Here is a 26616-nt window from a genome sequence, read left to right as displayed (position 1 = left end):
CGTCGCCGGTCAGTCGTCGCTCTCGGCGTCGCCTTCGGTCATGAGGTCGTTCCCACTGGCTGGCCACTGGACGCCATCGACGAACGGGACGCCCATCCGCTGGGCGGCCTGCGATATCATGTGCGCGCCGGTTGGTGCCGTGACGAACAAGAACACCACCGTCACGAGTGACATCAGACCGTCGCCTTGTGGCAGGTAGTACACCGACCCGGCGAGGGCGATAGACGCCGCACCGAGGGTGGTCGCCTTCGTGGTCGCGTGCATCCGGTTGTAGACGTTGGGGAACCGGAGCAGTCCAATCGTCCCGACGAGGAGGAAGAAACTCCCCACGAGGACCAACAGGATGACGAGGGCCGCACGGACGGGACCGACCGTCACAGCGGCCGCGCTCTCTGCGGTCATTCGATGATGTCCCCCTCCGTGACGTAGCGAGCCACGGTAATCGTGCTGATGAAGCCGATGATGGCGAGGACGAGGCTCACCCCGATGAAGTAGCCTTGCTGGGTCCAGATGGCGTACAAGGCAGCGATGGCGACGACGTTCGTCGCAATCGTGTCGAGTGCGACGACACGGTCAGGAACCGTCGGGCCGCGGATGACGCGATAACTCACGAGCAGCGTCAAGCCGGCCGCGAGTACGAGGGCACCGTACAGCACCGTCTCGACGACCGCGAGATACGCTGGCTCAGCCATGGAGTTCACCTCCGTTGACGGCGGCGGCAGGCTCAGTCTCAGCGGTAATCCGGGCCTGTGGTGCCGGGTCGCCGGGTTTCAGTTCTTCGTCGAAGATGACGAGCGCGTAGTCTTCCCAGCGGCGAATCGGGTCGGTGATGCCGTCCAGGTCGCTCCCGTCGATGCTGTGTACGTACAGCGTGTTGGTGTCGTCGTCGTAGTCCATTGTCAACGTCCCCGGAGTGAGGGTGATACTGTTCGCGATGGTCGTGATAGCGAGCGGTGTGCGCACGCGGAGTGGGACTTCCACCACGGCCGGGTCGATAGGCATCGACGGCGCGAGTGTTCGGCGCGCGACGTCGATGTTCGCCGTGAGAAGTTCCCACAGGAACGTCAGCACGTACAGCGTCGCGTACGGGACGACCTGTACGGTCCCCGTGAACGCGCTGTGGTCGCTGAAGAAGCGCCGGAAGAAGAACGCGATGCTCATTCCGACGCCGAGTCCGATGATGAACTCTTCGAGGAGTCGAATCGGCGTCAGGTCGACGCCGCGAACGAACAGCCAGAGGATGGCCAACAGGAGGCCATTGTAGGGCCAGCGGCGACTCATGCGTGCCCACCTCCAGCACCTGCTTCGGCACCAACGCCGGGTCCGTGCAACACGGCGTCGACGTAGCCGTTGGTGTCGAGTGCGGCACGTGCGGCCGCCTCAGCCGCGGAGAACACGGCTTCGAATCCGATACCGAAGCCAATCGCCGCGACGGCGAGGACGACCACGACGGTGACCTGCGTGGTGAGTTCGAGCCGTTCGAGTTCACGCTGGCCGCCGTCGGTCATCGCCGCGCCGCGCGTTCCGAGCGACCAGCGTGCGGGAAGCGCGGCGTCGACGAGGTCGGTCGTGGTGCCCCAGAACACCTGATTCCACGCACGGGTGTAGTACGCGATGGTGAGAATCGCACCGGCGAGTGCGACGGCGAGTGCGAGCGCAGAGCCCGCAGCGCCAGCGGCGAGTGCCTCGGCGGCGGCTTGGAAGACGAGGAATTTCCCGAAGAAGCCCGACAGCGGCGGGACGCCGATGAGCGTCAGCGCGCCGAGGAAGAACCCGGCCGCGAGGACTGGCGCTCGGTTGGCGAGTCCACCGAGGTCCGAGAGCTGGTCGCTCCCGACCACGTCTTGGATGGTGCCGCTAGCGAGGAAGAGCAGGCTCTTGGCGATCCCGTGGTTGAACGCGTAGACGATACTCGCGGTCACGCCGAGGACGGCGATGGCCTCGGACGGCGCCGTCGCGGCCACTGCCAGTGGGAGGATGATGAATCCGACCTGACTGATAGAGGAGTACGCGAGGATGCCGTCGAGGTCGCTGCGACCGACGGCACCGAAGCCGCCGAAGAGGATGCTCGCGGTGGCCATGACGAACATGACCGGGCCGAAGAAGCCGAGGAAGGAGTCACCGCTGATGCCGAGGAACGAGAGGTCGACCGACGCGGCAGCGAAGATGGTGAAGTAGAGCCGGATGATGGCGTAGACACCGACCTTCTTGACGACGCCGGCGAGCATCGCGGTGACCGGGGCCGGTGCGGCGCGGTAGGCCGCCGGCACCCAGAACTGGAAGGGGACCATCCCGGCTTTGAGCGCGAAGACGGAGAACAACACCGCAGAGAGGCCGAGGACCGGCAGGAGTGCGATGTCGTACGCCGCCGGTTCGGCGAGACGTCGAGCGATGTCGGCCATGTTGAGCGTTCCTGTCGTGCTGTAGAGCCCACCGATTGCGACGAGCATCACCGCACTGCCGATGAGGTTGAGCACGACGTAGTTGAGCGCCGCACGGGTGTGCTCGCGCCCGGAGTAGAACAGGACGAGGATGTAGCTCGACATGAGCATCACTTCGAACCAGACGAAGAGGTTGAAGATGTCGCCCGTGAGGAACGACCCCGTCACGCCGACCACCATGAAGTGGTACAGCGGGTGGTAGCTGAGCCGTTGGCCGTATCCACTGATGAACGCAATCGAGTAGACGAGTGCGAGGAGTGAGACCAGTCCGGACAGCACCAGCATGAACGCCGACAGTCCGTCTGCGACGAGCGTGATGCCGAACGGGGCAGCCCAGTTGGACACCTGATAGACGAGGATGTCCGACTCGCTCCCGAGTGGGAGCACGACGGCGTCGAACAGGAGGGCCGTGGCGACGAGGTAGGCCACACTCCCGAGGAGACTGACCGTTCGTTGTAGGATGTCGCTCGGGCGCACGAGCAGCGTCAGAATCGCTGTCACGAGGGCCACGAGGAGCGGTGCGATGACGAGCGTGCTCATTGGCTCCCTCCGAGTTCGTACATGTCGATAGTTCCGTGTTCCTCGTACACCCGGTAGGTCAAGACGAGGGCGAGTGCCGTCGTCCCGAACCCGATGACGATGGCGGTGAGCACCAGCGCCTGCACGAGCGGGTCGGTCGGTGCTGCTCCACCGCCGCCGTGTCCGGAGAGGATGGGCCCGAGTCCGTCGAACCCACCCATGGTGACGAGGTAGACGTTCGCCGATTGGCTGATGATGCTGATACCCCAGACGACACGAACGACGTCGCGCCGAAGGACGAGGTACGTGCCGATGCTGAAGAGGACGCCGAGGACGCCCGCGAGGAAGACTTCGGTCATTCGTTGCCCACCTCCCCGACGATGGTGAGAAGTCCACCGACGACTGCGAAGAAGACGCCGAGGTCGAACGCGAACGCGCTCGCGACTTCGAGTTCACCGTAGAGCGGGAGGTGCTCCAAGAAGAGCACTCCCTGCGTCAGGAACGGCAACCCGTACGCGAGCGGTGCGAGACTCGACAGGACGGCGATTGCGAGGCCGATCGACGCCATCCAGCGATAGCTCTCGACGAGTCGGTGACTGCCAGACCCGTCTGGTGAGATGCCGAGGATTTCACGCTGGAGATAGTCGAGTCCGAAGATGACGTACACCAGCGCGAACGCGGCGACTGCGAGGACGGCGCCGATGAATCCCCCACCGGGCAGGTTGTGCCCGCGGAAGAGGAGCGCGATAGCCGTCACCAGAATGATGGGGACGACGATGCGCGCGACGGTCTGAGAGATGACCGTCGTTTGACCGGACGACCGGCTCATTGGGTCTCACCCCGGCCACGCATACGAATCAACGTCAAGATGGCGAGCGACGCCATCACGACGACCGAAATCTCGCCCATGGTATCGATACCGCGGAAGTCGACGAGGATGACGTTGACGATGTTCGACCCGCCACCGAAGTCGGCGAAGAACGGTCCGTGTTCGGCGGGAACGCCCGCACGAGCGGCGAGGAACTCTTTCAGGAGTGGGTCGGGCGATGCGTTCGTCGAGAGCAGAACGGTGATGAACACCGTCGCACCGACGGCGACCGACAGGACACCGTCGCGCAGAGAGACGAATCGGTCGGGTGCGTCGCCGTAGAACGCTGGTAAGCGGTCCAAGACGAGCAGGAAGATGACCAACACGAGTGTCTCGACGACGAGTTGCGTCAGCGCGAGGTCGGGCGCGTCGGCGAGGATGTAGAAGATTGCGACCATGAAGCCGACGATCGAGAGCGTCAGCACACCAGCGACGTGCGACGGTGCGATGTCGACTGCGAACGCTCCGACGAGCGCGACCAAGAGGACGAGCACGATAGGGAGCGTGACGCTGAAGCCACTAAACGCAGGGAGCGACACGCCTGCTGCGGCGTATCCACCCAGCGCGAGTGCGACGAATGCGAAGAAGCCCCACGTCGCGTAGGTGCGCAGGAGGCCGGTCTGAATCTTCGGCGTGACTGCGATACTGGTCGAGGTCAGCCCTTCGACGAAGTTGTCGTACCACCAGTTCGCGCGAACGGGGCCGCGCAGAATCGCGTTAATCGCGTCGTGGATGCGGTCGTAGAACGGGAACGAAATCGCACCGGCGACGATGGTGATGATACTCATGATAACGTACGGCGTCAGTTCCGTGGGGAAGTGCACCGAGAACGAGTGCGCTTCACCGGGGCTGACATCGCCGAACACCGAGCCGATGAGCGCGTCGATGAAGAAGTTCGGCGCGGCCGAGATGGCGAGCACGAGGGCACCGAGGATGGCTGGTGGAACGAGCATCGCCAGCGGTGGGCGGTGGACGTGTCCTAATCCATCGGGTTCGTCACCGAAGAACAGCGAGGCGAACTTGATGGAGTAGAGGAACGTGAAGATGCTCCCGAACACCGCGACAGCCGGGAAGAGCCACGCGATACCGCCTGCGTCTTTGGCGGCGTAGTAGGTCGCCTCGAACAGCAACTCCTTCGAGTAGAAGCCGTTGAACGGTGGCAGACCCGCCATCGAGAGCGACGCGACGACGGCGATGACTGCCGTAATCGGGAGGTGTTTGCGGAGCCCTCCGAGCTTGTCGATTTGCCGGGTTCCGGCCTCGTGGGCGATGATACCGGCCACGAGGAACAGTGCGGCTTTGAAACTCGCGTGGTTCAGGATGTGGAACGCACCTGCCTCGGCACCGTAACTGTTGGCGAACCCGAAGGCGCCGATGATGAGTCCGAGGTGTGACGCTGTCGAGTACGCGAGCAGTTCCTTGATGTCCGTCGCGCTCACCGCGAGGATGGCCGCGACAGTCATCGTGAGCAGTCCGAGAACCGCGAAGATGAGCGTCCAGTCGCCGAGAACAGCTGCGTTCTCAGCGAGGAACAGCGGGCGGACTCGACCGACGAGGTAGACGCCCGCTTTGACCATCGTCGCGGAGTGGAGGAACGCCGAGACCGGCGTCGGTGCCTCCATCGCGTTCGGAAGCCACACGTGGAACGGGACCTGTGCGGACTTCGTCGCCGCCCCGAGTCCGATGAGGACGAGGACGGGGACGAACAGCCCAGATGCGGTCAGAACCTCTCTGATTGCACCAGCGTTCTCGATGAGGAGCGGGATGCTGTAGGTCGTCCCCTCGATAGCCATGGTCTGGCCGGACGCCCACACGAGGAGGACGAATCCGACCAGCATGAACAGGCCACCGGAGACGGTGATGAGCATCGACTTCCGAGCGGCGTACTGGGAGGCTTCCTCGTCGGTGTAGTGACCGATGAGGATGAACGACGAGAGGCTCGTCAGTTCCCAGAAGACGAACAGGGCGACGAGGTCGCCCGCGAGGGCCACTCCGAGCATCGAACCCATAAATGCCAACAGCGTCGCGTAGTATTTCGCCTGGCCCGGTTCGCCGTGCATGTAGCCCCCAGAGTAGGTGAGGATAAGCACGCCGACACCGCTGGCGAGGAAGGAGATGAGTAAGGCCAACCCATCTACGTAGAACGCCAGCGAGATGCCGAGCGAGGGAATCCAGTCGAACGACACGGTTCCATGCGCCCCCGCGAGATACTGGTCCGTCACGAGGCCGAGTGTGACCAGCGCGACGGCGGCCGCGAAGTACGCCGTGCGTTCACCCAGCAACCGATACACGGCCGGGGTGAACGCCGCGGCGAGAAACGGCAGGAAGACGACTGCGAGGACGACTTCCGGTGTGGGTTGCACGCCGGAAATTGTGGGTACCGCAGACTTAGGTGTTGTCAAACTCGACGGCCTCACGGCACCAACTCACCCGTTTTGCCGACTTCTTCGAGGTAGTTCTTGGCTTCATGATAGTCTACTAGTGGTGAAATTTATATCCTTGGTCGACGATACTACGTACTAGAGCGCGTTACGCGCCTCGGATGTCTTGTTGAACAAGCGTGTCATCTGCAGACTTCCCGAGAGAGTTCGTGCTCTGTGAGTAACGAATCTCGTTTCCACGCGAACGAAGCACGTCCGACTGGTGGTCGTTGACGTGTTCGACCGATGCGTCACCGACGTGGTGGTCTGGTGGCTGTATCTTCCAAGTTCGTCGCGAAATAACGCTCGTCCCCTCGACGAGATGCGTCGCTCACACCCGTCGGGTGAACTGTCTCCCCTCCAGTACGGAGGCGTTCCCTCGGTGTGGTACTGTAGTCAACTGCGGTGTGGTGTCGTTGCAGTCATCACCTGCTGTCCCCGTACTCGGCCCTCCGAAACACGTGGTTCACCACGTGTTCTGGTATGTCAGTCGGTGGACGTAACTCATTTATACACACATTCGGACTGGTTCAACCAGTGATGGATGGAAGCGTTGCGAGTACCGAACTGCTCGATGTCCTCGGGGATACCGAGTCGAGGGCGTTGCTTGTCGCCCTCCGCCGAGAATCGCAGTCTGCGAAGGAACTCGGCGAGACGGTCAACCTGTCGCTTCCAACGGTCTACCGGCGACTCGACAGATTAGGTGAACACGGCCTCGTCGCGTCGACGACAGAGGTCCGGTCTGATGGAACTCACTACCGCCAGTACGAGTGTACGTTCGACCAGACCACAGTCTCGCTGTCTGCCGATGGATTTTGCGTCGATCTCTCGGTAGACGAGGTCCGACCCGGTGGCGAGCAAGCGAGAGAAACAACGATTGGCCGTAGCCCTCCTGCCGACGAGTGACAGACGAGTAGGACTCTCTCGTCGACGACAGGTTGGTCCGATAGCGAACCCAGTCTCTGTCGTTCTGTCGTGAACCGCGAGCGACGCACTCCGCAGTGCGGTCTCCCGTTCGTGCTTCTACTTCACCTGCAGCGGACGGTCGAATTTCAGCGACAGAAATTCCCCCTCCACATTTATAACAACAACAGACAATCTGGAATTCATGACTGTTCCAGACGCGCGCTCCGGGCAGGGAGACGCGCAGCGTCAGGGCAGAGGGGGGAATCGTGATAATTGACCCGGCACGGATGGCAGCCGTGAACGGACCCGGGCCTAAGAGTGATGTCGCATTGGACGCGATTCGGGAGACGGCAGAGGGGGCCGTCTCACTCGTCGCCGTCTACGGTGCGACAGCGTTCGACCTCTTCCACGTTGGAGAGCCCGTTCGGGAGTCGTTCGGGAGTCGTGACGAACTCGTCGCACATCTGGGCGACCTCGCCAAAGAGACACGACGGGAGTTCATGGAACGCGGCCTGTTCTCTGGACTCAGTCCAGTCCAAAACAGCGTTGAGTATCAGTTCGAACGACAGGACGGCCGAGGCGTACTGCAGGTGTACTGCGGTGGGCGTGGAATGTTACTCTTCGTCGACACCGACGAACCGGTCGAACCGCTCGTTCGAACGGCGTCACACATCCTCGGCGGAATGTAACCACACTCGGGGACGCCCCCGAGGAGTTTTTGACGTGACGAGTGACGACACCGGACACGTCGGCTGGCGGTCGGTGACACGACAGCCATCGCGTGTGGGTCGGTATCGTCCATCGTGTGTTCGCGTACCCGACGGACCGCGAACCGCCACATTTTATGCCTAACCGGGGGAACGGGCGACATGGACCAGTTGCGTCAGTCCCTTCTCGACGCGCCGATCATCGAAAAAGGCGATTACGAGTACTTCGTCCACCCAATCAGCGACGGAGTGCCGATGCTGAAGCCCGGGCTTCTGCGCGAAATCGTCATCAAAATCATCCGAAAGGCCGACCTCGAAGACGTCGACAAAATCGTCACACCGGCCGCCATGGGCATCCACATCTCCACTGCAGTCTCGCTCATGACGGACATCCCACTCGTCGTCATCCGAAAGCGCGAGTACGGCCTCGACGGTGAGGTCTCCCTCCACCAGCAGACCGGCTACTCCGAGGGCGACATGTTCATCAACGACGTGAACGAGGGCGACCGCGTGCTCGTTCTCGACGACGTGCTCTCGACCGGCGGCACGATGAAGGCAGTCCTCGACGCGCTCGACCACATCGGCGCCGACGTCGTCGACACCGTCGCCATCATCAAGAAGGCGGGTCCGAACGAACTCGACGACACGGACCACCACGTCAAGACGCTCATCAACGTGACCGTCGAAGATGGTGAAGTCGTCATCGTCGACGAACACGGCGACGACTAACGACGGCCGCCCGTCTACCCCCTCGCGGTCACGAACCGCGAGTTCTCTACCGCTGTCGCAGCTTCTAGTCACGACATCGGTCAGCGCAGTCGCCGCGCGATAGTGTCAACAACCAAACAAACGAAGAGTATTTGCATTGTTGGCTGTCACTTCTCGTATGGCATCCGGTAACAAGGTCCAATTCGATAGGCGGTCGCTGTTGCGTGCCCTCGGAGCGGGTGGTCTCGCAGGTGTCGCAGGGTGTACCCAAGGGTCGGACGATGGGACGCCGTCGACAGACGGTGGCGACGGTGGTGGTGGGTCTGATTCGACGGACACGCCGTCTTCCGACCTCGGCGATACGTTGGTCGGTCCCGACGGTGAGCAAGTCTCGCTCAGCATGGTGTACAGCACGGGCAGTGAGACGACGAAGACCATCGCCCAGTTCATGCAACAGGAGTACGGGAAGATGGGTATCGACGTCGAGTTGACGGGTGTTCCGTTCAACACGATGCTGTCGAAGTACGCCCAGAACACCTACACACCAGACGACGGTGAAGAACGCACGTCGTTCAACGCCGGGCCGCGAGACGAGGCCACGAGTCAAGAACAGTGGGACCTCATGCTCGGCATCGGGTTCAACTCGTATCCGCGGACTCCCACCGCGATTCGTCCGTTCTGGACGAGCGAGGAGAAGCGACAGCAGTCGACGGTCAACTTCTACGGCTACCGTCCGAGCGAAGATATCGCCGGGATGCTGGACCAGGCCTCGAAAGAGACCGACGACGCGAGGCGGCAGTCCATTCTCGCGAACGTCTTCGGCGTGCTCAGCCACGACCAACCGGTCAACTTCTACGAGTTCTCTGTGGACCTCAACGGATTCCAGAGCGACATCCAGGGAATCGACCCCGGTCCAAGCATCGGCTACAACTACCAGCAGTACTTCCGTGGCGAGTCTGGTGCGTCGCCGTCGATTACGGGCGCGTACAACGTCGGTGCCGGCACGGACGCGAAGACACTCAACCCAATCCGCATCAACGACACCTCCTCTGCAAGTCGTCTCGGTCTGGCTCTGGACGGCGCGTACTCGCTCGACAACGACAACAACGTCGTCCCGTTGTGGGTCGAATCTATCGACACCGACGACAAGCAGAACTACGAGTTCACGCTCCGCGACAACCTCCAGTGGGGCGCAGGCTACGGGCAGATGACCGCCGACGACTGGGTGTACTACATCCGGGAAGTCCACCAAGCCGAAGACAACTGGGCGGGTGACGTGAACCAGTCCGACTGGTTCAGCGGCGAAGACCCCATCCCGGTCGAGAAGACTGGAGAACTGAGTTTCGAAGTACAACTCCCCGAAGTCGACCCGGCGTTCGTGATGAAACCCATCATGTGGGGTGCGAACTGTCTGCCGAAGGGTCTCGTCGAACAGTACCGCGATGTGGAAGACGGCGGTGAAAAGCTCAACCAGTCGACGGAGATTCAGGAGATAACCTACTCCGGAAACCTCGGCCCGTACACGTTCGAGCGCTGGGACCGCGAATCGGTGTTCGTCGCCTCCCGAAACGAGGACTACTACCGCCGCGACGTGGAGGGGTACGACGGAACCCCATACTTCGAGGAGTACAAGTACCAGGTGTTCGGCGAAGAGTCGACGCGACTGTCGGCGTTCGAGACGGGTGAGGTCAGCGCGACGGGCATCCCCTCGTCGAAGGCAACGAAGTTCGAGGACCTCGAGTCGACGAAAGTCATCCAGACGCCGAACGCGTTCTGTTCGATTCTCGCGTACAACCAGCGTGCCAACGGGTGGGACCAACTGCGCACACGAGAGGTTCGGTACGCGCTCTCTGTGGGCGTGAACAAACAGACCATCGTCGAGAACATCGACCGTGGATACGCCGAAGTCGCTCACACGCACCAACCCGAGTTCTCCGAGTGGTTCGACGACTCGAAAGTCGAAAATACCGGCGTCGGAGAGAACTACGGGGCGGCGAAAGCCAAGCAACTGCTCGCCGACAACCTCTCAGGCGACTACGCCTTCGAGTGAGGCTGGAGGTCCCCGATGAGCATGCACTGGTACGTCGCTCGCCGCGTCGCGTGGGCGGTGGTCGCGACGTATCTCATCTTGACGATTACGTTCGGCCTCCTCGCCGTCGCACCGGGCGACGGACAGACAGCCTTCGCGTTCGAGGCTGCGTCCGAGGGTGGAGACGTCGACGAGGCCCGAGAGACGTTCGACGAGATAACCGGCCGCGACGAACCGCTGCTGACGCGATACACGAACTACATGGTGAACATGGCGACGTTCAACTGGGGGTGGTCGTTCACGCGTAATCAGACCGTGATGGACGCGCTGGCGTCGGCGTATCCTTACTCACTGATGTACGCCGTGCCAGCGACGCTCATCTCCATCGTCTTCGGGTACGGTATCGGCCTGTACTCGGCCACACACCAGTACACACTAACCGACTATCTCGGGACGTTCACGGCGTTCTTCGGCATCAGCATCCCGAACTTCTGGTTCGGTATCATGCTCATCTTGGTGTTCGCCGTCGACCTGGGGTGGTTGCCCAGTTACTACCAGACGGGGAGAGGCATCTGGACGCTGGCGAACGCCAAACAACTGGTGTTGCCCATCATCGTCCTTTCGACGGGTGCCATCGCCGGCAACATGCGATACTCCCGCGCCGAGGCACTGGAGTACGTCCACGCCGACTTCGTGAAGACGGCGCGAGCGAAAGGCGCGGACGACTGGCGCGTCCTCGTCAGGCACATCTTCAGACCGGCGCTCGTCCCGCTCATGACCATCCTCGTCGCCGACATCCTCGGCCTCCTCTTCGCCGGGGCGTACATCACGGAGGTGGTCTTCCAGATTCCGGGTCTCGGGTTGTTGAGTTACAGAGCCATCATCCAACAGGACACGGCGCTCGTCATGGCGACGACGCTCGTCCCGGTGTTCATCGCCATCGTCGGCAACCTCGTTCAGGACATCGCCTACACGGTGTTGGACCCACGAATCGACTACGGTGACCGCTGATGGCGGCCGATACGCAACCCGAGTCGGGCGCCACCGAGCGATTCGAAGACGTCGAGTGGGACGAACTCGGCGGACTCGGCCTCCCACGGCGGACACAACTCCTCGTTGTGGCCACAGTCGCCTACGTCGGCGCAGTCGCTTTCGACGTGTTCGTGACGGACGACGTCGTCCTCTCTGGGACGAACTGGCTGTTCCTCCTCACGCTGCTCGTGGGCGCGTTCTTCGTCGCGTGGCCGCTGGTCGAAAACCGACGGTTGACGGCGTACTACTGGCGACGGTTCAAGAAGAACCGCGCCGCAGTCGTGAGTGCTGCCTATCTCGTCGTGGTGTTCGTCGTCGGGACGGTCGGTCCGTTGCTGCTGGCGAAACCCGAGTTGAACGTTCTCGCAGCGTATCAACCACCGGTGTATCTCAGCGTCGACTCCACCGTCCCCACGACCTGTGTCGGACAGACCGTCGATGGCCTATGTCAGGGAACGTGGCAGTACCCACTCGGGACGACGAGCGATGGGAAAGGCATCGCCAAACTGGTCGTCTTCGGGATGCGCGTGAGCATGCAGGTCGGGTTGGTGACGATGCTCATCGTCGTCAGTATCGGGACGGCGGTCGGGACGTCGGCGGCGTACTTCTCCGGCCTCGTGGACGAGGTGTTGATGCGCTACGTCGACATCCAGCAGACGTTCCCGACGTTCTTCTTGTTCCTCATCGTGACCTACCTGTTCAAGCCGAGTCTGTTCTTGCTCATCACGATATTCGGGTTCCTCGGCTGGGGCGGCATCGCCCGACTGGTCCGCTCCGAAGCGCTCCAGCGGCGAGAGGAGTCGTACATCCAAGCCGCTGAGAACGCCGGTGCCTCGGACGGGTGGATAATCCGCCGACACCTGATACCGAACGTGTCGAGCACAGTCATCACGGCTGCGACGCTCCTCATCCCCTCGTTCATCCTGTTCGAAGCCACGTTCGCGTTCCTCGGGTTGACCGACCCGGCGACACCCTCGTGGGGACAGGTCATCGCCTCCGGTCGTGGAGACCTCGACGGCGCGTGGTGGATTGCGACCATCCCCGGTGTGTTCCTGTTCTTCACCGTCTTGGCCTTCAACTTCGTCGGCGACGCGTTACGCGATGCGCTCGACCCGCGCTCGGAGGGTGAGGCATGACTGACCCGCTTCTCTCTGTCCGTGACCTGCACGTCCAGTTCAACACCGACGACGGTGTCGTTCGCGCCGTCGATGGCGTCTCGTTCGACGTCGCCCGCGGTGAGACGGTCTGTGTCGTCGGCGAGTCCGGGTCTGGAAAGACCGTCGCCTGTGAGTCCGTCACGAGACTCATCCCGATGCCGCCGGGAGAGATTGCACGCGGGCAGGTTCTGTTCGACGGCGAAGACCTCACAGCGGTCTCCGAAAAGCGCCTCCAGTCTATCCGCGGCGGACGAATCGCCCACGTCTTCCAGAACCCACAGAGCGCGCTCAATCCAGTGTATCCCGTCGGTGCGCAAATCGTCGAAGCGATTCGCCTCCACCGAGACGTCTCGAAACAGGCCGCCCGTGACCGCGCAATCGACCTCCTCGACCGCGTCGGAATTCCGGAGGCCACTGCTCGTATCGACGACTACCCACACGAGTTCTCCGGCGGGATGAAACAGCGCGTGGTCATCGCGATGGCGTTGGCGGCAGACCCAGACCTCCTCGTCGCCGACGAACCGACGACAGCGCTCGACGTGACCATTCAAGCGCAGATTCTCAGACTCCTCCGCGACCTGCAAGCAGAGTTCGACATGAGCATCGTCTTCGTCACACACGACCTCGGCGTCGTCGCCGAAATCGCCGACCGCGTCGTAGTCATGTACGCAGGAAAGGTGATGGAGACAGGGTCGGTCCACGACGTGTTCGACCGACCGTCGCATCCGTACACCAAGGCGCTTCTCGACTGCCTCCCCGGTCAAGGGCAGTCGATGCGGCCGATTGGCGGCACGCTTCCCGACCTGAAACAACCGCCAGCAGGGTGTCGGTTCCACCCGCGATGTCCACACGCGACGGCTGATTGCCGAGCGGGCGACCATCCTGAACTGCTCACCGTCGATGAAGGCCACGAGGTCGCGTGTGTGTACTACGGTCCCGGGTACGACTCCGCGGTCATTCGAGGTGACGCGGTCTCGGAGTCACGAGCGACAGACGGCGGTGCTGTCGTGGCCGACACCGATTCCGAAGACGAATCCTCAGGAGGTGACTCCCGATGAGTTCCGACTCACTGCTGTCGGTTCGTGGACTGAAGAAACACTACCCGATTACGCAGGGTGTCCTCAAGAAGGAAGTCGGCCGGGTGAAAGCCGTCGACGGCATCTCGTTCGACGTCGCTCCGGGAGAGACGCTCGGTATCGTCGGTGAATCTGGCTGTGGGAAGTCCACGGCCGCCACGTCGCTTCTGCGGTTAGAAGAACCGACAGACGGCGCAATCGTCTTCGACGGCGACGACATCACCGAGTACGACGACACCACGCTGAAGCGATTCCGCCGACGGGCTCAGATGATGTTTCAGGACCCGTCGTCGAGTTTCGACCCCCGGATGAGCGTCGGCGAGTCAGTCGCCGAACCACTCGCTATCCACGGGATGCGCGACCGGAACCGCCGCCGCAGAATCGTCGAGAACCTGTTAGAGCGCGTTGGCCTGTCGGCGTCGGACTTCGACCGGTATCCCCACGAGTTCTCCGGCGGGCAAAAACAACGCATCGCGCTCGCACGGGCACTCGTCCTCAACCCGGACCTCGTCGTCGCCGACGAACCCGTCTCGGCGCTGGACGTCTCCATCCAAGCCGAGATTATCTCGCTCATGCGCGAGTTACAGGCCGAGTTCGGCCTCGCAATCGTGTTCATCAGTCACGACCTCGGTGTCGTCCGAGAGGTCTGCGACCGTGTGGCCGTGATGTACCTCGGCGAAATCGTCGAGATTGCCGACACGGAGACGTTGTTCGAGGAGCCACAGCACCCTTACACGCGGGCACTCATCTCGTCGATTCCGACGCCAGACCCGTCCCGTCGTGGTGAGCGCGTCGAACTGAGAGGAGACGTCCCGAGTCCGTCGAACCCGCCTTCGGGATGCAGATTCCACACTCGGTGTCCGGAGGTCATTCCCCCCGACCAGGTTTCACTCGACCAGACCGAGTGGCGTCGTGTCCTCGACTTACGGCTCCGCATCGACAAGGGAGTCGACGTGGAGGACGTTCGGACGTTCCTCGTGGCCGAAGGCGAGGCAGACGCTCCCGAGGCCGTCTCGGACGACGCCGTCGAGGCCGAACTTCGACGCGAGTTCGACGTCCCCGAGACGCTCTCGGACCCGAAGGCCGAAACAGTCCTCTCGCAGGGACTCTCGGCACTGGTCGACGGGGACGACGAACAGGCCCGGCGGACACTCGCCGAGGCGTTCACGACCGTCTGCGAACGCGACCACCCCGAACTCGAAGCAACGTCCCGTGGGTCGACTGCGGCGTGCCACCTCGTCGACGAAGGTGTCACAATCGATTCGCCCGCGAACCACGACTAATCGCGTCGAACGACAGACTGCTGCGAACGGCAGACCGCCACGAACCGCTGCCCACCGAGGACCTCCGCGTCTGAGAACCCACATCGGGTTTCCGCCTCCCCGGGGCATATTTACGTGCAGTCCGTACAGTGGTCCGATGACGTCAGCACTCTTTATCGTAAGCGAGCATGGCTACTGGGGCGAGGAGTGTATCGAACCACTCACCTCTCTGACCGACGCTGGTGTCGACATCACCGTCGCCACACCAACCGGTGGCGTGCCGGTCGTCGACGAACGCTCTGTCGACCCAGAGAACGTCGGCGAAGAACTCGCCGAACACGTGATGGACGTTCACGAGAACGACGAGCGTCTCCAGAACCCCGAGAAACTCGGCCAGGTCGACGCCCGCGAGTACGACGCTGTCGTCTTCCCCGGCGGTCACGGAACCGAGTGGGACATCAATCAGGACCGACACGCTCGGCAGGCGCTCCTGCAGGCCGTCGCCGGTGGAGAGGGCAAGGCGCTCGTCGTCTGCCACGCCGTCGGTATCCTCGGGTTCACCCGTGAAGCGGACGGGTCGTTCCTCGTCGACGGTCGAAACGTCACCGGGTTCCCGAACGAGTGGGAAGAAGGAATCGTCGACGACGACGACCTGATGCCCGACGGTCGGAAGCTCCCCTACTGGGTCGAAGACGAAGTGAAGGCCGCCGGTGGCGTCTGGGACGCCGAACTCGACGCCGACACCAGTGTGACGGTCGATGGCGACCTCATCACGGCCCGTGGGCCGGGGTCGTCTGCTGAAGGCGCACAGACGCTGCTCGACGAACTGGACGCGCTGTAAACAGACGCGACCGAAAAACTCCGGCTACGTCACTCGATTTTGAACACGGCTTCTTCGATACCCTCATTCCGGCACTCGGGACACCGCGACGGGTAGTTCACCGGGTCGTCGAAGGCGCTGAAGCCACAGCTTCGACACTCTGGTGGTGCGACGAGAAACTGCTCGTCGCCTTCACTGTGGACCGAACGAGCGACGTGTTGGAGGTGGCCATAGACGGACGATGCCGGGACACCGAGACTCGTCGATAGTTCTGACGCAGTTGCTGGGTCGGCACGGAGGGCGTCGGCGATACGCTGGCGGGTCGTCGCGGTGGACTCCCGGTCTGACATGGTTCGCCCTAGGAAGTAGGGGGGAAAATTCCTTCCGCCGTGTCACAGTCTGAATTTGTCAGCAAAATAGAGAGGATGCAAAAAGACCTTGACTCAGTGGCGGAATTTGAGGTGTATGAAGGCAGTCGTCCTTGCCGGTGGGTATGCAACGCGCTTGTGGCCGATTACCAAACACCGACCGAAGATGTTCTTACCGGTCGGTGACCAGACGGTCATCGACACGATTTTCGAAGACCTCGAAGCCGACGACCGGGTCTCCGAAGTATTCGTCAGTACGAACGAGCGATTCGCGGAGTCGTTCGAGACGTACATCGACGAATCGCCGTACGAAAAGCCGACGCTGTCGGTCGAAGACACCAGTGCCGAAGACGAGAAGTTCGGTGTGGTCGGTGCGCTCGCCCAACTCATCGACCGCGAAGAGGTAGACGAGGACCTCGTCGTCATCGCCGGAGACAACCTCATCAGTTTCGACGTCGCCGACTTCGTCGACTTCTTCTACGAGAAGGAAGCACCGACTCTGGCCGCCTACGACGTGAAAGACCTCGACCGCGCGAAGTCGTACGGACTCGTCGAACTCGACGGTGATCGCGTCATCAGCTTCCAGGAGAAGCCCGAGAACCCGAAGAGCACACTCGTCTCGATCGCGTGTTACGCCATCCCTGCGGACGACCTGCCGAAGTTCGACGAGTACCTCTCGGGCGACAACAACCCCGACGAACCGGGCTGGTTCATGCAGTGGCTCCAGCAGAACGGTGACGTGTTCGCGTACACCTTCGACGGTGCGTGGTTCGACATCGGGACGCCACAGAGCTATCTCGACGCAGTCGCGTGGTATCTCGAAGGCGAGAACTACATCCACGAGACGGCGACGGTCTCCAACACTGAACTCGGAAAGAACGTCCACATCATGGCAGACGCCACCGTCGAAGACTCCAGTCTCGACGATTCGGTCGTCTTCCCGGGCGCAATCATCAAAAATGCCGACCTGAAGGGGTCCATCGTCGACGAGGAGACGCACATCGAGAACCTCGACCTCTCGAACGCGCTCATCGGCGCTCACTCGCGGCTGACGGACTAATACGAACGTCCGTCAGTCGTCGCCGATTCTCAGAATAGGACTTGCACTTTTTCGAATACGAACTCCTCGAAGCGTCTGCTTAGCCGAGGTACGCGTCTGTAATGCGGAGTCGTCCGTGGGTTCCTTCCCACTCAGTCTCGTATTCGAGTTCTATCGGGCGGTCCATGTGTGGGCCGTCGGTGACGAGCGTCTCGAACTCGCCGCCTTCACCGAGGATGTGGACGCCGTACTTCTCGTTGAGTTCTTCGAGTTCGTCGAGCGCGTCTTCGTCGAGGGTTCGCCCGAGCCACGACTCGTCGAGGCCGTGGGCCGCAACCTGAATCAGCGTGATTTCGAAGCCAGCGTCGAGCATCGCCTCACCGAGTTCGCGCGGGTTCTCTTGCCACAGGGGGGCAAAGAGGTCGATGCCGAGGCGGTCGCACATCCCCTGAATTCGGTTCGTCTGGAACTCACTCTCGATTGCGCCCGCCGTGACGCCTGCGAGGTCAATCTCTGACTGGAGGTCTTCGACTGCCGCTTCGAGGGGTTCGAGTTCCGCATCGCCTTGCTCGCCGGAGTCGCTCGCGTCGGTCGCTTCGAGGTCGCCGGGATGGACCTCGACGAGTTCGATACCGAGACTCTCGGCAGCGAGTGCGGCGAGGTCGGTCGCGGGAACGTGGTACATGTACGAGTCGTCGCTCGGGTGGACGGTCAGCAGGCGGGTGACGTTCAATCCCTCTTCGAGCGCCTGATAGAGCGCCCACGAGGAGTCCTTGCCGCCGGAGAAGAGACTGACCCACTCAGATGCCATGGGGGCGATAGCGGGTTGAGGGAGATAGGCGCTACGGTGTGGCTTCTGTGGATATCTTCAGGTCCTCTCTTTCCAGTGAGTTACAGTCACAGACCTCCAGACCGCGACCGTGGCTTACTGATTGCGCTTGTTACTCCCCACGTTGAAGAACTCGATTACACGAGGCCACGAGTCTGCTTCGGCTGCTGCAGTCCCGGCTATCGTTCCGCCAAACGGGCCTCCTGGTCGGTTTTTCCAGGAGGGGAGGTATGGCACACTGATTCCGTGGCCAGCCCCATCGTACGAATGATGTTCAAACCGATAGCCGTAGTCTAGTGCTTCGAGACGTCGCTCCGTTCGAGTCAAGAGATATCTGGATGGCCAAACACCGTCACTCCCGGCTGAGAGTAGCAAAATCGGTGCCTCGATTTCAGAGAGCGGAATCTCTGCACGCTCGAGTGTCTCGTCTGTCGTCTCTTCTTCCAGCCAGGTTTGGTAGGCGTCGAGTACGTCTGCTCGTGGTTCGAAGTCCTCACCCGAGGGGTGAGCGAGTGGTTCCCCGTCGAGAGACCACGCAGAGGTGTCTGGGGTGTCCGGAGAGACAGTCGAATCGTCTGTCAGCACGACCGCGTTGAACAAGAGCCCCGACCCGACCCAGTTGACAACTGCTCCGATGTTCTCGTGGCGACTGCCCATCAAGAGCGCAAGCTCACCACCGCGAGAGAACCCCCCGAGACAAATCGGGTCGTCGGTCGTCACAGCTTGCTCGGCCAACCAACGGACGGCTTGGTCTGCGTATTCGATCGGGACTTCGACTAAATTGTCTGGAAGGCTGTCGTGCTCACTCGAAACGTACTGCAGTGCGAGGACGGTGAATCCATGACTGGCGAGGGCACGAGCGGGTGCGATAGGTCGGTTGCCGGCGGACCCATGAAACAGGATGACTCCCGGGGCAGGACCGTCGTTCGGTGCTTCGACGAGTGTCCCAACTATCGGCTTCTCGATGTCCGTTTCTTTGCTGCTCGGATGTACGAGCGGGCGGGTGACCGTCGTTTCGGCGAGTGGAGTGGCATCAGGGGTCTCCGGACGGACTCGGAGCTGTACCGATTGCGTTTGTTGATTCGTATCGTACGAACGTGTTTTGAGGTCGTCCGGTTGTAACGACCAAAAGAGACCCATTCCGTCTGATTCTCTGTACGTTCCCTGAATTGGGTCGGCACTCTGCAAGTCGATTCTGCCGTTGGTGGGTTCGAATAGACTGCGACTGAACCATCGCTTCCCAGCACCATCTTCGGTGTGTGCCTCGACCCAAACTGCTGTCTCGGAAGGGACGTCAGTCACGCTGATGTCGAGTCGGGTATCGACTAACGTCCGCTGTGGAACGTGAATTGTCGCTGTGTTTCCGCTCGACTCCCCCACGGAATCGACACATCCCGCAAGCGAACTGATGCCCCCACCAACTACCGCTTTGAGATACCCTCGCCGGTGCGTTCTTGGCATTGTATTGTCATTTGTTGCTGCCGCTCGAATAAAACTATTCGCGCGGTCCAACGAGAGATTGTCCCGAGTGCGAGCGAAGCGAGTCGCTCGGCAGTTTTTTAGTCGAGGTTTTTTCGGTGAGGGGTTGCGCGAAGCGCAATCCGAACGTGAAAAAACGTCGTTCTACATGTAGCCGAGGTCGCGGAGTCGACCCATCAGGTCTTCTTTGTCCTGTGCGCGACCGGCGCGTTCCTTGCTCGCTTCGAGGTCCTGCACCCACGCGGGGCGGTCGTCGTCCTTCGCCGACCCGGATTCAGTCCCGAGCGAGCGGTAGCCTTCGAAGTACTTCGGCGAGACGGGGAGGTCGACGGGGCGGACGCCCTCTGGGAGGTCGTCAGTCGACTGTGGAACGAAGCCCACCGGGTAGCCCTCGACGGCGTCGGGGACGATGTAGTTCCAGAACGTCCCCCAGATGTCCGCCTCGGTGAACTGGAGAATCGAGTGCACGCGGTCGTGCGGCGGGTACTTCTCGGACTCGTGGCGGGGGCTGAAGAACGTCTCATCGGCGCGGGCGTCCTGTTCGTCCCAGCGGACGCCAGAGAAGATGCCGTCGAAGCCGTATTCGGTGATGACGTCGTTGAGTGCGACGGTCTTCAGCAGGTGGTTTCCTTCGAAGGTGTCGGCGTCGAGGACAATCGTCTCGTCCTCGTAGCCGAGGCGGGCGAGTTCGCGTCGAGTCTCGTCGCTCAGGTCGGAGACGGCGACTTCGTCACCGGGTGAGACACCGAGGCGGGCGAAGTCTTCGTTGCGGGCGACGACGAGGTCGAGGTCCCAGCGGTCGGTCCACTCGTGGACGAACGCCTCGGTCTCGTCGAAGTGTTCGAAGTGGTCGATGAAGACGACCGGGGGGACGTCGACACCGAGGTCGGCGGCGACTTCGCGGACGACGTAGAGGACGACCGTCGAGTCCTTCCCGCCGGTCCACATGATTGCGGGGCGCTCGTACTGTTCGAGCGCGGTTCGCGTGACCATCGCCGCTTTCTCGAGTTTGTCTTCGAGCGTCGGGTACGCTGCTGCAGTTTCGTCTCGTCCGTCGGCGTAATCGAGGCTGAGATACTCCGGGAACCTAAGAGCCATAGTAAACGCATCGCCGGGAGACGTTATCTATGTTTTCGGACTAACAGAACGTTAGGTGTGGACTACCGGCTGTTAAGCGGTAAAAAACGGGTGGAAAACGCGTGAGTCGATTACCGCAATTTACATGTAGCCGAGGTCGCGCAGGCGCTCCATCAGGTCTTCTTTGTCCTGGGCGCGGCCTGCGCGCTCGGTCGTGTTCTCCATGTCCTGGAGCCACGCTGGTTCTTCGGCGGATTTGTCCGTCGAGACTTCGCTGCCGAGACTGCGGAAGCCAGCGAAGTACTTCGGCGAGACGGGGATGTCAGTCTGCGCGACACCCTCGGGGAGGTCCTCGTCGCTCGTCGGAACGTAGCCGTCTTCTGGGTAGTTCTCGACCGTGTCGGGGACGGCGAAGTACCAGAAGGCGTCCCAGACGGCGCTCTCTTCGAACTGGAGGATGGGTTGGACGCGGTCGTGCGGCGGGTAGATGTCCGGGTTGTGGCGGGGGCTGAAGAACGTCTCGTCGGCGCGGGCTTCCTGTTCGTCCCAGCGGACGCCCGAGATGACGCCGTCGATGTCGTACTCTTCGAGGGTGTCGTTGAGTGCGACGGTCTTCAGCAGGTGGTTACCCACGTAGGTGTCGAGGAGGAAGGGGAACGTGTCCTCTTCGTACTCGAGGATGTTGCGGATGTGGTGCTGGTTGTGTTCGGAGAGTCCCGAGACTTCGATGTCGTCACCGGGTTCGAGGCCGTGTTCGTCGACGTAGTTGCCGACGTCCTCGTTACGCGCCCAGATGACGTCGAGGTCCCACTCGTCGGCCCAGTGCTTGACGAAGTCCATGATTTCGTCGAAGTGCTGGTAGTGGTCGATGAAGACCGCCGGCGGGACTTCGAGGTCGTAGCGCTCGGCGACTTCCTTGATGAAGTAGAGCGTCAGCGTCGAGTCCTTTCCGCCAGTCCACATGACGGCTGGGTTCTCGTACTGTTCGAGGCCCTGCTTCGTGACCTCGATGGCCTTCTCGATTTTGTCCTCGATGCTTGGGTAATCTTCCGGCGTCTCTCCCTCGCCGTCAGCGTAGTCGACGTCGAGGTAGTCTGGGAAGGCTTCCGACATGGTTCGTAATTACATCTAATTAGGTCGTGTAAATGCTTTTTGACCGAGACATTCAGTGATGAATGGTACCGTCACACACGAAGAGGGCCGCACACTCACGTCGAGCGACGGATATCGATAGAGGATACGGCGAGTTCAGGAGATGAACTTGTTGTCGCGCCAGTTGACACCGCTGTCAGCCGAGCTGTTCTGTTGTGGGTTCTCCACGACTTCGACGGATGCAGCGCGCACTTCTCCTTCGACGATGCGCGTCGCCTGGAGTTCGTCGCTCTCTTCGGTGATGGCGGTCAGCGTGCCCTTCTCCGAGAGCATCGCAATCTCTCGGAGGACGAGGAACATCGGGTACTGAAGCGCCGTGTTCTGCAGAACTGTCTCGAGGTCGCCCTTGAAGCAGGCGAACTCGACGAGTTCCGAGGGAATCTCCTCTTCTTCTTCTTGTCCCCAGCTTGGTGCACCTGCTCGGGGGGGCTCTTCTTCGTAAACGCGGTTCTCGGTCACGCTCGCTTTCAGCTGGGCCGTCGGCGTGTACTTGCTGAGACTGTCGTCAGCAGAGACGGCTTTGATGATGAGGGTGTTGTTGCGGCGCGTGATGTCCACATCCTCAACCTCCGGTGGGAGAGTGGGGTCGTTCTCGAAGTAGTCCATTACGTCTTCGAGTGGCAGTTCCAACGTCGAATGAAGTCGATATACGCGGCCTGACATTGTTGGCTTCGGTATCGACGAGAGCCACGGTGCGGGCGCACGCGGTTGGCGATACCTGTGTGCCTGTACGAGTCGGAGACTTATATGGCCTCCCCTTCCGGTTTGGCCATAGAAAGAACTGCCTAATCTCGACGCAGTCGTCCGATTAGTTCTCGCCCGTCAGCGTCGCTTCGAGTTCGCCACGGTTGTCGAGTTCTTCGAGGATGTCGCTTCCACCGATGAACTCACCGTCGACGAACGTCTGCGGAATCGTCTCCCAGCCACTCTTGTCGTCGAGCGCCGCGCGGTAGTGCGGGAGTGCAGGCAGCACGTCGACCGTCTCGAACTCGTCGACGTACTGCGAGATGAGTTCGAGGGCCTTCGCAGAGTAGCCGCACTGCGGCATCAGGCGGTTGCCCTTCATGAACAGGACGACGTCGTTGTTCTCGATTGCTTCGGTGACGCGGGTCTGGACTTCTTCGGGGTCCATACTCTCGGGTTGGAAAGTCATACCCCCACTTTACCGCCCGGCAGACAAAGGAGTTGCGTCGTGGGGACTGGCAGAGACGAACGGGGGTCGTCCGGCCGGTGAGTCGTTAAGGTGGCGTTACTGCTCGCCAACGCGGACGACGTTGATGAGCGAGTGGACGGGGACACCGTCTATCTCTTCGACACCTTGTTTGTCGACGATGACGACGCACGCGAGCGGTTCGCCGCCTTCGGCGCGAATCGACTCGATGGTCTCGCGTAGCGTCGTTCCGCTCGTCACCGTGTCGTCGACGATGAAACACTTGCGGCCCTCGACGGGCGCGAAGTTACGGGAGAACCCGCCGCCGAGGTCTTCGATGTCGCCTTCTTCCCACTGGTGTTTCGCCGGTGCGTACGCACCGAGCGAGGTTTCGAGTTCGCGCGAGACGCTCGTCGCGAGCGGAACGCCCGCTTTCTCGATACCGATGGTCACGTCTGCGTCTTCGTGCGTCTCGGTCAGGAGGTCCGCGAGGGCACGACCGATGTACGTGAGGCGTTTGCCACCGCTTCCGATGGCGTTCCAATCGACGTGGATGTCGTCGGGGCCCTCCGGTTTTTCGGTCGGTTTGGGCTTTGCTGCTGCACCGCTCCGGTCGACCAACCAACTGGCGGTTTCTCGGGAGACGTTCAACTCGTCGGCAATCTCGCCTTTCGAGAGGCCACGGTCCGCGAGCTCCGCCGCGCTGGCGATGAGGTCGTCGACGTTCTTCATACGCTACTGAATTCGATGGCGGTTTTTATAGTGGTGTCGTCGTCGTCGAATGCCGCTTCGAAATCCGACAGTGGGTAGACACCCGTGACGAGGTCACGGAGGAACCACCGGGGAAGCTTGGTGAACGTCACGGTCGCTGACTCGAAGTGTTTGACGTGTGAGTTGACGCTCCCGACGAGTGCTTTGTTGTGCAGCACCATCTCGCGGTGGAACGCGCCCGCATCGACTTCGAACTCCCAGTCACTCGGCACACCGAGCAGTGCGCCGACGCCGTTCGGAGCGAGGGCTTGGACCGATTGGATGGCGTGTTTCGGGAACCCTGTCGCCTCGTAGATGAAGTCCATCTGTTCGTGTTCGTCTGGGATGTCCTCGACGGGCGTCTGCCGAGAGTCGATGTAGGTGCCACCCAACTTCTCGATGATGTCGATCGTCGGGTCGGGTCGGTCACGCCGGCCGAGACAGTAGAGCCGTTCGTAGGCCTTGTCGTCGCTCTTCAGCATGGCCATCGTCAGCAGTCCGAGACTCCCGTTCCCGAGGACGAGCGCAGACGACGGGTCCCACTCGAACGACGACCGACTCGCGTAGGCGAGTTCGAGGGCTTTCTCGGTGATCGAAATCGGCTCGATGAGAAAGCCGAGTTCGGCGTGAGAGCGAGGGATGCGGACGAGGTACTCTTCGGGACTGGTGAAGAAGTCAGACATGAACCCGTGTTCGCCGACGATGCCGCGTTCGGCGTACATCCCGTCGGGTGCCATATCGGGTTGGTGGTGTTCGAAGTATTCGTTCGTGCCCGACTGTGGGGGTCGTCGGACCGTCGGAACGACGATATCTCCTTCTTCTAACTCGGTGTCGTTGGGGTCGACGACGATACCGACCGCCTCGTGCCCGAGAACGAGGTGGTCTTCTCCTTCGGGGAACCCGCCGTGCCCACCGGAGATGACCTCGTGGTCGGTTCCGTCGACACCGACACGAAGTGTCCGGACGAGTGCCTCACCGGGTTCAGGCTCCGGCCGTGGCTTGTCGATGACGACCGGTTTGTCCCCCCCGCGCTTGACGACGATTGCTTTCATGTCCCAACCAATGCACCACCCCACCAAAAGACTTATTCTATGCTGAGTAAATAATTAACCACGGTGAGCGCCCTGCGTCGTCTTACCAGCCCATGACGAACTGTCGCGTACGGACCAGCCTATCCAGCCCATCCGTGTCGGCGTTCACCAAACCCGTGCCCTACCGCTTAGGGGCTGATTCCGTGCCCATCGGCCCCTGATGGCGGTATTTCTCCTGACATTCGCGTCGCTCTGAAGCGTCGCGTCTAGAAAACGAATCGCCACCAGCGAGCGCACAGTTGAAAGGTCGCTAGACCTCAGCTGGCGCCCCGACGAACGAAGTTAGTCGAGGTTGTCGACGAGCTCGTCTGCCAGACCGACGTACGTCGCTGGCGTCAACGCGAGCAGTTCGTCTCGTGTCGACTCGCTCACGTCGAGGTCCGCAAAGAGGTCGTGGAAGTCAGAGAGCGTCACTTCACGACCGCGAGTGAGTTCTTTCACACGCTCGTACGCCTGCGTGTCGCCTTCGCGCCGGAGGATGGTCTGGACTGCCTCGCCGATAATCGCCGGCATGTTGTCCAGCTCCTCGCGCATGACCTGCTCGTTCGGGACGATTTTTCCGAGACCGGTCTGCGTCTTCTTGTACCCGATGAGACAGTGTGCGAACGCCGCGCCGATGTTGCGCTTGACTGTCGAGTCCGAGAGGTCACGCTGCAAGCGCGAGGTAGTGACGTAATCCGCGAGGAACGTCAGGTCCGAGTTCGCCTTCGACAGGTTTCCTTCGGAGTTCTCGAAGTCGATGGGGTTGACCTTGTGCGGCATGGTCGACGACCCCGTCTCTCCCTCGACAGTCTCCTGACCGAGGTATCGGTCCGAGATGTAGAGCCACGCGTCGAGGTCGAGGTCGACGACGATGTTGTTGACGCCGCGGAACGCGTCGAACAGCGCCGCGAGGTCGTCACAGGGGTTGACTTGCGTCGAAAGCTGCGTGTGTTCGAGGCCGAGTGACGTGACGAACTCGCGGGAGAACGCCTGCCAGTCGACGTCGGGGTAGGCAGCGACGTGGGCCGCGTAGGTTCCCGACGCGCCGGCGAGTTTTCCAGCGAGTGCCTCGTTGGCGGCCTCGACGCGGGCCAGTGCACGACCCAGACGCGAGGCATAGACTGCCATCTCTTTCCCGAACGTCGTCGGCGTAGCGGGTTGCCCGTGCGTGCGAGCGAGCATCGGCACGTCGCGGTACTCCTGTGCGAGCGCGACGAGTTCGTCACGAATCTCGCGAATCTCGGGGACGAGAACCGCCTCGACGGCGCCGGTGACCATCAGGCGGTGAGAGAGATTGTTCACGTCCTCCGATGTCAGCCCGAAGTGAATCCACGGGTGGACAGATTCGGGTGTCTCGGTTCGGATGAAGTACTCGACGGCTTTTACGTCGTGGTTGGTCGCAGTGTAGCCTGCTGCGCCTTCGACTTCTAACTGTTTGACGAGCGCGGCATCCTCGGCGTCGAACTCCTCGTAAAGTGCGCGCAGGTCGGCACGCTCGGGTTCAGGGAGTTCCAGTGGTGTCACATCGAGGTCAGCGAGTGCGATGAGATACTCCACTTCTACCTGCACGCGGGCACGCATGAGTGCGGCCTCGCTCACGTGTGGGGCGAGCGGTGCGGTTCGAGAGGCGTAGCGCCCGTCGAGCGGTGACACCGCATAGAGCGGGTCGTTCCGGTCGGCGTCGGTCATGGTTGGTCCGTCTCGGGGGGATAGGTTAAACGGCGGGGGTTCGCGTCCGTCCGAAATTACGAATG

General features: G+C 61.7%; 27 protein-coding genes. 10 read left to right on the top strand and 17 right to left on the bottom strand.

Going from position 1 to position 26616, the window contains the following annotated elements; all coding sequences use genetic code 11:
- Positions 1-9: 9 nt before the first annotated feature.
- Genes mnhG through mbhE form a run of 7 tightly spaced genes read right to left on the bottom strand, consistent with a single transcriptional unit; the run spans position 10 to position 6191 of the window.
- Positions 10-402: a monovalent cation/H(+) antiporter subunit G gene (gene mnhG / locus GJR98_RS12800; RefSeq protein ID WP_151139038.1), complete on the bottom strand. Its 393-nt coding sequence runs from the start codon at positions 400-402 to the stop codon at positions 10-12.
- A complete protein-coding gene (locus GJR98_RS12795; protein ID WP_151139037.1) occupies positions 399-692 on the bottom strand; it encodes a monovalent cation/H+ antiporter complex subunit F in 294 nt (97 codons plus the stop codon). Before GJR98_RS12795 ends, mnhG begins: the two co-directional genes overlap by 4 nt.
- Positions 685-1281: a Na+/H+ antiporter subunit E gene (locus GJR98_RS12790; RefSeq protein WP_151139036.1), complete on the bottom strand. Its 597-nt coding sequence runs from the start codon at positions 1279-1281 to the stop codon at positions 685-687. Before GJR98_RS12790 ends, GJR98_RS12795 begins: the two co-directional genes overlap by 8 nt.
- Entirely contained in the window at positions 1278-2981 is a 1704-nt protein-coding gene (locus GJR98_RS12785; protein ID WP_151139035.1) for a complex I subunit 5 family protein, read from the bottom strand. Before GJR98_RS12785 ends, GJR98_RS12790 begins: the two co-directional genes overlap by 4 nt.
- Positions 2978-3319, bottom strand: a complete 342-nt coding sequence (locus tag GJR98_RS12780) for a sodium:proton antiporter (RefSeq protein ID WP_151139034.1) — start codon at positions 3317-3319, stop codon at positions 2978-2980. Before GJR98_RS12780 ends, GJR98_RS12785 begins: the two co-directional genes overlap by 4 nt.
- Complete coding sequence (locus tag GJR98_RS12775) at positions 3316-3789, bottom strand: MnhB domain-containing protein (RefSeq protein WP_151139033.1); 474 nt, start codon at positions 3787-3789, stop codon at positions 3316-3318. Before GJR98_RS12775 ends, GJR98_RS12780 begins: the two co-directional genes overlap by 4 nt.
- Positions 3786-6191: a hydrogen gas-evolving membrane-bound hydrogenase subunit E gene (gene mbhE, locus GJR98_RS12770; RefSeq protein ID WP_151139032.1), complete on the bottom strand. Its 2406-nt coding sequence runs from the start codon at positions 6189-6191 to the stop codon at positions 3786-3788. The genes GJR98_RS12775 and mbhE overlap by 4 nt, the downstream gene beginning before the upstream one ends.
- 597 nt (positions 6192-6788) lie before the next feature.
- Here mbhE and GJR98_RS12765 point away from each other — a divergent pair.
- The 9 genes from GJR98_RS12765 (at position 6789) to GJR98_RS12725 (ending at position 15966) form a co-directional block, all read left to right on the top strand.
- Positions 6789-7154 carry a winged helix-turn-helix domain-containing protein gene (locus GJR98_RS12765; RefSeq protein ID WP_151139031.1) on the top strand — a complete coding sequence of 122 codons (366 nt, stop codon included), beginning with the start codon at positions 6789-6791 and terminating at the stop codon, positions 7152-7154.
- Between the two features lie 287 nt (positions 7155-7441).
- A complete protein-coding gene (locus GJR98_RS12760; RefSeq protein ID WP_151139450.1) occupies positions 7442-7843 on the top strand; it encodes a hypothetical protein in 402 nt (133 codons plus the stop codon).
- 180 nt (positions 7844-8023) lie between these two features.
- On the top strand, positions 8024-8590 hold the full coding sequence (gene hpt, locus GJR98_RS12755; protein WP_151139030.1) for a hypoxanthine/guanine phosphoribosyltransferase: 567 nt from the start codon (positions 8024-8026) through the stop codon (positions 8588-8590).
- Between the two features lie 157 nt (positions 8591-8747).
- On the top strand, positions 8748-10619 hold the full coding sequence (locus GJR98_RS12750) for an ABC transporter substrate-binding protein (RefSeq protein WP_151139029.1): 1872 nt from the start codon (positions 8748-8750) through the stop codon (positions 10617-10619).
- A gap of 15 nt (positions 10620-10634) precedes the next feature.
- Entirely contained in the window at positions 10635-11609 is a 975-nt protein-coding gene (locus GJR98_RS12745; protein ID WP_151139028.1) for an ABC transporter permease, read from the top strand.
- Entirely contained in the window at positions 11609-12766 is a 1158-nt protein-coding gene (locus GJR98_RS12740; protein WP_151139027.1) for an ABC transporter permease, read from the top strand. Before GJR98_RS12745 ends, GJR98_RS12740 begins: the two co-directional genes overlap by 1 nt.
- Positions 12763-13845, top strand: a complete 1083-nt coding sequence (locus GJR98_RS12735) for an ABC transporter ATP-binding protein (RefSeq protein ID WP_151139026.1) — start codon at positions 12763-12765, stop codon at positions 13843-13845. The genes GJR98_RS12740 and GJR98_RS12735 overlap by 4 nt, the downstream gene beginning before the upstream one ends.
- Positions 13842-15146 carry an ABC transporter ATP-binding protein gene (locus GJR98_RS12730; RefSeq protein ID WP_151139025.1) on the top strand — a complete coding sequence of 435 codons (1305 nt, stop codon included), beginning with the start codon at positions 13842-13844 and terminating at the stop codon, positions 15144-15146. Before GJR98_RS12735 ends, GJR98_RS12730 begins: the two co-directional genes overlap by 4 nt.
- 136 nt (positions 15147-15282) lie before the next feature.
- Positions 15283-15966 carry a type 1 glutamine amidotransferase domain-containing protein gene (locus tag GJR98_RS12725; protein ID WP_151139024.1) on the top strand — a complete coding sequence of 228 codons (684 nt, stop codon included), beginning with the start codon at positions 15283-15285 and terminating at the stop codon, positions 15964-15966.
- A gap of 29 nt (positions 15967-15995) precedes the next feature.
- On the opposite strand, the gene GJR98_RS12720 is transcribed toward GJR98_RS12725, so the two are convergent.
- Positions 15996-16295 (bottom strand): transcriptional regulator, encoded by a 300-nt coding sequence (locus tag GJR98_RS12720; protein ID WP_151139023.1) that lies wholly within the window; start codon positions 16293-16295, stop codon positions 15996-15998.
- A 115-nt stretch (positions 16296-16410) separates the two neighbouring features.
- On the opposite strand from GJR98_RS12720, the gene GJR98_RS12715 reads away from it, so the two are divergent.
- A complete protein-coding gene (locus GJR98_RS12715) occupies positions 16411-17373 on the top strand; it encodes a sugar phosphate nucleotidyltransferase (RefSeq protein ID WP_151139022.1) in 963 nt (320 codons plus the stop codon).
- A gap of 79 nt (positions 17374-17452) precedes the next feature.
- On the opposite strand, the gene GJR98_RS12710 is transcribed toward GJR98_RS12715, so the two are convergent.
- The 9 genes from GJR98_RS12710 to purB form a co-directional block, all read right to left on the bottom strand.
- Positions 17453-18163, bottom strand: coding sequence for a diphthine--ammonia ligase (locus tag GJR98_RS12710; protein ID WP_151139021.1), 711 nt, complete (start codon positions 18161-18163; stop codon positions 17453-17455).
- A 114-nt stretch (positions 18164-18277) separates the two neighbouring features.
- Positions 18278-19642 (bottom strand): acyl-CoA thioester hydrolase/BAAT C-terminal domain-containing protein, encoded by a 1365-nt coding sequence (locus tag GJR98_RS12705; RefSeq protein WP_151139020.1) that lies wholly within the window; start codon positions 19640-19642, stop codon positions 18278-18280.
- A 162-nt stretch (positions 19643-19804) separates the two neighbouring features.
- Positions 19805-20758 (bottom strand): phosphoadenosine phosphosulfate reductase family protein, encoded by a 954-nt coding sequence (locus GJR98_RS12700; protein ID WP_151139019.1) that lies wholly within the window; start codon positions 20756-20758, stop codon positions 19805-19807.
- Positions 20759-20878: 120 nt separating this feature from the next.
- Positions 20879-21850, bottom strand: coding sequence for a phosphoadenosine phosphosulfate reductase family protein (locus tag GJR98_RS12695; protein ID WP_151139018.1), 972 nt, complete (start codon positions 21848-21850; stop codon positions 20879-20881).
- A gap of 135 nt (positions 21851-21985) precedes the next feature.
- On the bottom strand, positions 21986-22552 hold the full coding sequence (locus GJR98_RS12690; protein WP_151139017.1) for a DUF7110 family protein: 567 nt from the start codon (positions 22550-22552) through the stop codon (positions 21986-21988).
- 145 nt (positions 22553-22697) lie between these two features.
- Positions 22698-23042, bottom strand: a complete 345-nt coding sequence (locus GJR98_RS12685) for a glutaredoxin family protein (RefSeq protein ID WP_151139016.1) — start codon at positions 23040-23042, stop codon at positions 22698-22700.
- A gap of 96 nt (positions 23043-23138) precedes the next feature.
- Entirely contained in the window at positions 23139-23771 is a 633-nt protein-coding gene (gfcR, locus tag GJR98_RS12680; RefSeq protein WP_151139015.1) for a transcriptional regulator GfcR, read from the bottom strand.
- Positions 23768-24841: a glucose 1-dehydrogenase gene (locus GJR98_RS12675; RefSeq protein ID WP_151139014.1), complete on the bottom strand. Its 1074-nt coding sequence runs from the start codon at positions 24839-24841 to the stop codon at positions 23768-23770. Before GJR98_RS12675 ends, gfcR begins: the two co-directional genes overlap by 4 nt.
- Before the next feature lie 321 nt (positions 24842-25162).
- Positions 25163-26551 (bottom strand): adenylosuccinate lyase, encoded by a 1389-nt coding sequence (gene purB / locus GJR98_RS12670; RefSeq protein WP_151139013.1) that lies wholly within the window; start codon positions 26549-26551, stop codon positions 25163-25165.
- Positions 26552-26616 lie beyond the last annotated feature (65 nt).

This window comes from Haloferax marinisediminis (assembly GCF_009674585.1).
GTDB classification, from domain to species: domain Archaea; phylum Halobacteriota; class Halobacteria; order Halobacteriales; family Haloferacaceae; genus Haloferax; species Haloferax marinisediminis.
The sequence above is the reverse complement of the archived record's forward strand: the minus strand, read 5'-3'. Positions and strand labels throughout refer to the sequence as shown.

Excerpts from the sequence above, each read along its gene's own strand:
- mnhG (WP_151139038.1), bottom strand. The coding sequence starts at position 402 with ATGACCGCAGAGAGCGCGGCCGCTGTGACGGTCGGTCCCGTCCGTGCG.
- GJR98_RS12795 (WP_151139037.1), bottom strand. The coding sequence starts at position 692 with ATGGCTGAGCCAGCGTATCTCGCGGTCGTCGAGACGGTGCTGTACGGT.
- GJR98_RS12790 (WP_151139036.1), bottom strand. The coding sequence starts at position 1,281 with ATGAGTCGCCGCTGGCCCTACAATGGCCTCCTGTTGGCCATCCTCTGG.
- GJR98_RS12785 (WP_151139035.1), bottom strand. The coding sequence starts at position 2,981 with ATGAGCACGCTCGTCATCGCACCGCTCCTCGTGGCCCTCGTGACAGCG.
- GJR98_RS12780 (WP_151139034.1), bottom strand. The coding sequence starts at position 3,319 with ATGACCGAAGTCTTCCTCGCGGGCGTCCTCGGCGTCCTCTTCAGCATC.
- GJR98_RS12775 (WP_151139033.1), bottom strand. The coding sequence starts at position 3,789 with ATGAGCCGGTCGTCCGGTCAAACGACGGTCATCTCTCAGACCGTCGCG.
- GJR98_RS12765 (WP_151139031.1), top strand. The coding sequence starts at position 6,789 with ATGGATGGAAGCGTTGCGAGTACCGAACTGCTCGATGTCCTCGGGGAT.
- GJR98_RS12760 (WP_151139450.1), top strand. The coding sequence starts at position 7,442 with ATGGCAGCCGTGAACGGACCCGGGCCTAAGAGTGATGTCGCATTGGAC.
- hpt (WP_151139030.1), top strand. The coding sequence starts at position 8,024 with ATGGACCAGTTGCGTCAGTCCCTTCTCGACGCGCCGATCATCGAAAAA.
- GJR98_RS12750 (WP_151139029.1), top strand. The coding sequence starts at position 8,748 with ATGGCATCCGGTAACAAGGTCCAATTCGATAGGCGGTCGCTGTTGCGT.
- GJR98_RS12745 (WP_151139028.1), top strand. The coding sequence starts at position 10,635 with ATGAGCATGCACTGGTACGTCGCTCGCCGCGTCGCGTGGGCGGTGGTC.
- GJR98_RS12740 (WP_151139027.1), top strand. The coding sequence starts at position 11,609 with ATGGCGGCCGATACGCAACCCGAGTCGGGCGCCACCGAGCGATTCGAA.
- GJR98_RS12735 (WP_151139026.1), top strand. The coding sequence starts at position 12,763 with ATGACTGACCCGCTTCTCTCTGTCCGTGACCTGCACGTCCAGTTCAAC.
- GJR98_RS12730 (WP_151139025.1), top strand. The coding sequence starts at position 13,842 with ATGAGTTCCGACTCACTGCTGTCGGTTCGTGGACTGAAGAAACACTAC.
- GJR98_RS12725 (WP_151139024.1), top strand. The coding sequence starts at position 15,283 with ATGACGTCAGCACTCTTTATCGTAAGCGAGCATGGCTACTGGGGCGAG.
- GJR98_RS12720 (WP_151139023.1), bottom strand. The coding sequence starts at position 16,295 with ATGTCAGACCGGGAGTCCACCGCGACGACCCGCCAGCGTATCGCCGAC.
- GJR98_RS12715 (WP_151139022.1), top strand. The coding sequence starts at position 16,411 with ATGAAGGCAGTCGTCCTTGCCGGTGGGTATGCAACGCGCTTGTGGCCG.
- GJR98_RS12710 (WP_151139021.1), bottom strand. The coding sequence starts at position 18,163 with ATGGCATCTGAGTGGGTCAGTCTCTTCTCCGGCGGCAAGGACTCCTCG.
- GJR98_RS12705 (WP_151139020.1), bottom strand. The coding sequence starts at position 19,642 with ATGCCAAGAACGCACCGGCGAGGGTATCTCAAAGCGGTAGTTGGTGGG.
- GJR98_RS12700 (WP_151139019.1), bottom strand. The coding sequence starts at position 20,758 with ATGGCTCTTAGGTTCCCGGAGTATCTCAGCCTCGATTACGCCGACGGA.
- GJR98_RS12695 (WP_151139018.1), bottom strand. The coding sequence starts at position 21,850 with ATGTCGGAAGCCTTCCCAGACTACCTCGACGTCGACTACGCTGACGGC.
- GJR98_RS12690 (WP_151139017.1), bottom strand. The coding sequence starts at position 22,552 with ATGTCAGGCCGCGTATATCGACTTCATTCGACGTTGGAACTGCCACTC.
- GJR98_RS12685 (WP_151139016.1), bottom strand. The coding sequence starts at position 23,042 with ATGACTTTCCAACCCGAGAGTATGGACCCCGAAGAAGTCCAGACCCGC.
- gfcR (WP_151139015.1), bottom strand. The coding sequence starts at position 23,771 with ATGAAGAACGTCGACGACCTCATCGCCAGCGCGGCGGAGCTCGCGGAC.
- GJR98_RS12675 (WP_151139014.1), bottom strand. The coding sequence starts at position 24,841 with ATGAAAGCAATCGTCGTCAAGCGCGGGGGGGACAAACCGGTCGTCATC.
- purB (WP_151139013.1), bottom strand. The coding sequence starts at position 26,551 with ATGACCGACGCCGACCGGAACGACCCGCTCTATGCGGTGTCACCGCTC.